General features: G+C 71.5%; 3 protein-coding genes and 1 pseudogene. 3 read left to right on the top strand and 1 reads right to left on the bottom strand.

Annotated features, from left to right (window positions below; genetic code table 11):
• Positions 1 to 258: pseudogene (locus B7767_RS47350) on the top strand (helix-turn-helix domain-containing protein); the annotation flags it as partial.
• A gap of 250 nt (positions 259 to 508) precedes the next feature.
• The gene (locus tag B7767_RS21200) at positions 509 to 1,330 is read left to right on the top strand and encodes an SAM-dependent methyltransferase (RefSeq protein WP_085573591.1); all 822 of its coding nucleotides are present in this window, start codon (positions 509 to 511) and stop codon (positions 1,328 to 1,330) included.
• A gap of 112 nt (positions 1,331 to 1,442) precedes the next feature.
• Here B7767_RS21200 and B7767_RS21195 read toward each other — a convergent pair whose 3' ends face one another.
• Positions 1,443 to 2,606 (bottom strand): endo-1,4-beta-xylanase, encoded by a 1,164-nt coding sequence (locus B7767_RS21195; RefSeq protein WP_085573590.1) that lies wholly within the window; start codon positions 2,604 to 2,606, stop codon positions 1,443 to 1,445.
• 265 nt (positions 2,607 to 2,871) lie between these two features.
• Between B7767_RS21195 and B7767_RS21190 the strand changes: the two genes are divergently transcribed.
• Positions 2,872 to 3,819: a LysR family transcriptional regulator gene (locus tag B7767_RS21190; RefSeq protein WP_085573589.1), complete on the top strand. Its 948-nt coding sequence runs from the start codon at positions 2,872 to 2,874 to the stop codon at positions 3,817 to 3,819.
• Positions 3,820 to 3,964 lie beyond the last annotated feature (145 nt).

Genomic DNA, 3,964 nt, shown 5'->3' with positions numbered 1-3,964 from the left:
CGCGAGGCCACCCCCACCGCCGTACGCCACGCCCTCACCACCGACCTGCCGGACGAACCCCTGCGCCGTCCCGGGGCCCTCCTCGCCCACCGCCTCACGGCGCACCTGCCGCCCCCGCCCCCGTTCCGCGCCCCGGCCGCCCCACCACCCGCCCGTCACGGCCTCCGCAACTGCGACGGCTGCGACCGCGCCTTCCGCGCCCCAGAAACCGAAACCCACTGCCCCACCTGCCGCACGGCCGCGTCAGCCACCCCTTGAACGAAGGGCTGACCGCGGTCCTGGACGAGGCCATGAAGGCAGTCCACGCTGGAGCTGGACCTGGGAGTACGCCTTCGGCACGGAACAAGCCGCCCGGACCGCCCGCCCACCTTCCTCACCGAGGTGGAACGTGGGTGTCCCCGGGCGGCAGGGCGACGGGTGCCCGGCGCGTCGCGTCGGGCAGGGGGCGGTTATCGTGGCGGGCGCGACCGAAGAAGGTCAACTGCCGGGTGTGACAAGGGGAATCGACGTGGACCAGCAGAACTCCGGCACGCATGCTCCTCTGCCGATCGACACGAGCAAGCCGCATCCCGCGCGGATGTACGACTGGTTCCTCGGCGGCAAGGACAACTACCCGGTGGACGAGGCGCTGGGCAGGCAGCTCGTGGGGTTCGCGCCGCCCATTCCGGTCATGGCGCGGATGAACCGGGCGTTCATGCACCGTGCCACCCGCTGGACGGCCGGCCGGGGCGTGCGGCAGTTCCTCGACATCGGGACCGGTATCCCGACCGAGCCGAACCTGCACCAGGTGGCCCAGGGGGTCGCCGCCGACGCACGGGTCGTGTACTGCGACAACGACCCGATCGTCCTGGTCCACGCCGAGGCGCTGCTGCGCGGCACTCCCGAGGGGGTCGTCGACTACGTGCAGGCGGACGCCCGTGACACCGCCGCCATCGTCGAACGCGCCCGCGGAACGCTGGACTTCGATCGGCCGGTCGCGCTCTCCCTGATCGCGCTGCTGCACTTCATCGGCGACGAGGACGGGGCGTACGAGCTGGTGGAGCGGCTCAAGGACGCGCTGGCGCCGGGCAGTTACCTGGTCATGTCCCACCTCACGCCCGACTTCCACCCGGAGGAGGCGTCGAGGAAGGTGACCGACCTGTACCGGGCGGGCGGGCTCACCATGGACATGCGCAGCCGGGACCGGTTCGCCCGGTTCTTCGAGGGGCTGGAGGTCGTCGCCCCCGGCATCGTGGCGGCCGAGGAGTGGCACCCGGAGCTCGGTGAGCCGGTCCCCGGGCAGGAGGGCGTCCACAGCGGGGCGTACGTGGCGGTGGCCCGCAAGGCATGAGCAAGGCGTGAGCAGGCTGTGAGTCCCCCGCCGGGCGCCGGGCGGGGGGACCGCCCCCGGGCCGGTCGCGCGTCCTGCGCGGCCGGCCCGGGGGCGTCCGGGGACGCACCGCTCAGTGCTTGTGGTGCTTCTTGCAGTCGTCCTCGCGAGCCGCCTCCTTCAGCGTGTCCCGCAGGGCGTAGAAGGCGGGCTTGCGCTTGTAGTCGTCGGTCATGACGTTCGCGAAGCCCTCGCCCTCGAAGAACACCGGCACCCACGAGTACTTGTCGGTGAAGCCCCAGATGGTGAACGAGTTGCAGCCGTCGACGGCCAGGCACGCCTCGAGCGTCCGCTGGTAGTAGTCGGCCTGCTGCCGCTCCTGCGCCTTGGTGGGCACACCGCCCTCGGGGACGTCCATGCGGACGTCCAGCTCGGTGACGGCCGTCTCCAGACCGAGCGCGTCGAACCGGCTCAGGTTGTCCTCCAGGTCGCCCGGGAAGCCGTACCGCGTGCTCAGGTGGCCCTGGACGGAGAAGCCGTGGACGGGGACGCCCTGTTCGAGCAGGTCCTGGATGAGGGTGTAGTAGGCGTCGCTCTTCGCGTTGACGCTCTCGACGTTGTAGTCGTTGAAGAACAGCTTCGCCTTCGGGTCGATCTCGTGGACCCACCGGAAGACGTCCGCGACGATGCCCGGGCCCAGCTCGCGGATCCAGATGTTGTCCTGGGTGCGCAGGTTGCCCTGGTCGTCGAAGATCTCGTTGGCGACGTCCCACTGCTGGATCTTGCCGGCGTAGCGTCCGACGACGGTGGTGACGTGCTCGCGCAGGATGGTGCGCAGCTCCTCCTTCGAGAAGTCGCCCTCCTCCAGCCACGCCGGGTTCTGGCTGTGCCACAGCAGGGTGTGGCCGCGTACGACCTGCTTGTTGCGCTTGGCGAACTCGACGATGGCGTCGGCCTGTGCGAAGTCGTAGCGGTCCCGCTCGGGGTGGATGTAGTCCCACTTCATCTGGTTCTCGGGGGAGACCGAGCTGAACTGGTGCCCCAGGACCTTCCGGTACTCCTTGTCGTACGTGAAGGGGTCCGGGTAGTCCTGCTCCAGGTGGTGGCCGCCGCCTGCCACGGCGGTGCCCACGACGAAGCCCTCGGGAGCGACCGAGCGCAGCCGTTCGGACTTGGCGTTGGAGTGCGGTGCGGCCTTCTCGCCGGCCGACGGGCCGGCGGCGGCCGAGCCCGTCGCGAGCGGCAGGGCCAGGGCGACGGTGGCGAGGGCCACGGTGGCGAAACGAATGGATCTCATGCGGGGAGTCTCATTCCCATCGTCATTCTCGAAAGTTTCGAAACGTGATCCGAAACATTAGGGATGGGCGGACGCTAAGGTCTGGCCGGGCCGCACGTCAATACCCGTGCGCGTATCGATGTCCGCACCTGCGCGCGTGTCGACGTCCGCACCCGGGTGCAGGTCGTGCCCGCCTGGGCGCAGGACGTGTCCGCGTGACGGCCGGCCGACAGCAGGTCCGTACCAACCCCTTGCTCCCGCACCCGTCACGTCGCAAGCTCCCCTCATGGAGCTGGAGTTGCGGCATCTGAAGACGATCCGGGCGATTGCCGACGCCGGCAGCCTGACCAGGGCGGCGACGGCCCTCGGGCTCGCGCAGCCCGCGCTGAGCGCACAGCTCAAGCGGATCGAACGCGCCCTGGGCGGTGAGCTGTTCGAACGCGGGCGGCACGGAGTGCGGGCGACCGCGCTGGGCGAACTCGTGCTGGAGCGCAGCCGGATCGTGCTGCCCGCGGTGACCGAACTGCAACAGGAGGCGGCGCGGTTCGCCCGCACCTCGCGCGCGACCGCCTGCTTCCGGCTGGGCGGCACCCACGGTCCGCTGCTGGGCGCCCTGGTGGACCGGCTGGCGGACGCGGTGCCGGACGCCCGCGTCACCACCTGCACGTCCTGGTCCGAGCGGGAGCTGGCCGCACTGCTCGTCGAGGGCCGGCTGGACTTCGCCCTCGCCGGGACCTGCGGCTCGGCCGAGCCGCCCGGTGCGGAGGGCCTGGTCTGGCGGGAGGTCGCGGTCGACCCGGTGTTCGTCATGGTGCCGGAGGGCCATCCGCTCGCCCGCCCGGGAGAGGTGGACCTGACCGAGCTGGCCGGTGAGCAGTGGGCCTGCGTCCCCGGCGACGGCTGCTTCGGGGACTGCTTCACGGCGGCCTGCGCCCGCGCCGGCTTCACTCCGCGCCGGATGTACGAGACGGACACCTCGTCCCTGGTCCACCTGGTGCAGGTCGGCCGGGCGGTCGGGCTGTGCCGGGCCACCTTCCCGACCACGCCCGGAATCACCGCCCGGCCGCTCACGGGCACCCCGCTGACCTGGCGGCACCTGCTGGGCTGGCACACCGTGGCCCAGCGGGCGGAGACCGCCGGCACCGTCCTCGAACAGGCCCGGCTGGCCCACGCGGGCGTGGCGGCGCGCAGCGACAGCTACACGGAGTGGCTCGCCGCCCAGCCCGTTCCATAACACCGGGGAGGGGGCCGGCCGGGCTCTTACGCCCGCCGATCGGCCCTCCCTACGGTTTCGGCACCTCCCCACCGAACCGAGGAGATGCCCCATGCCCCACCGACACCTCCCCCGACGCACCAGATCCGTGGGTGCCGCCGTCGTA

This window comes from Streptomyces sp. 13-12-16, assembly GCF_002114215.1.
In the GTDB taxonomy this organism is placed as follows: domain Bacteria; phylum Actinomycetota; class Actinomycetes; order Streptomycetales; family Streptomycetaceae; genus Streptomyces.
The sequence above is the reverse complement of the archived record's forward strand: the minus strand, read 5'-3'. Positions and strand labels throughout refer to the sequence as shown.